Source organism: Alcanivorax sp. HI0044 (genome assembly GCF_001634945.1).
In genome coordinates this window covers 1-459 of the sequence record NZ_LWEZ01000986.1, presented here as the reverse complement: position 1 = coordinate 459, position 459 = coordinate 1, and the positions used below count along the sequence as shown (strand labels likewise).

Here is a 459-nt window from a genome sequence, read left to right as displayed (position 1 = left end):
CCCTTGAGAGCTTCCGCCAGAACTTCGGCGGCAATCATGCCGGACTTCATGGCCGTGTGAGTGCCCTTGATCTTGGCAAAGTTCAGCGTGCCAGCATTACAGCCCACCAGCAGGCCGCCGGGGAAGGTCATCTTGGGCAGGGACTGCAGGCCACCCTTGGAGATGGCGCGGGCGCCATAGGAGACACGCTTGCCGCCTTCCAGATGCTTTTTAATTTCCGGGTTGGTCTTCCAGCGCTGCATCTCGTCGAACGGTGAGACGTGCGGGTTGGAGTAGGCCAGATCGGTGATCAGGCCCAGGGCCACCTGGTTGTTTTCGATGTGGTACAGGAAAGCACCACCCGGGGAGCCGGATTCAGTCAGCGGCCAGCCAGCGGTGTGAACGACCAGCCCTTCCTGGTGCTTGGCCGGGTCAATGTCCCACAACTCTTTGATGCCGATGCCGTAATGTTGCGGATCG

At 60.6% G+C, this 459-nt stretch carries 1 protein-coding gene; it reads right to left on the bottom strand.

Going from position 1 to position 459, the window contains the following annotated elements; all coding sequences use genetic code 11:
• On the bottom strand, positions 1-459 hold a 459-nt coding region (locus A3730_RS11640), incomplete at both ends, for an NAD(P)/FAD-dependent oxidoreductase (RefSeq protein ID WP_197477451.1).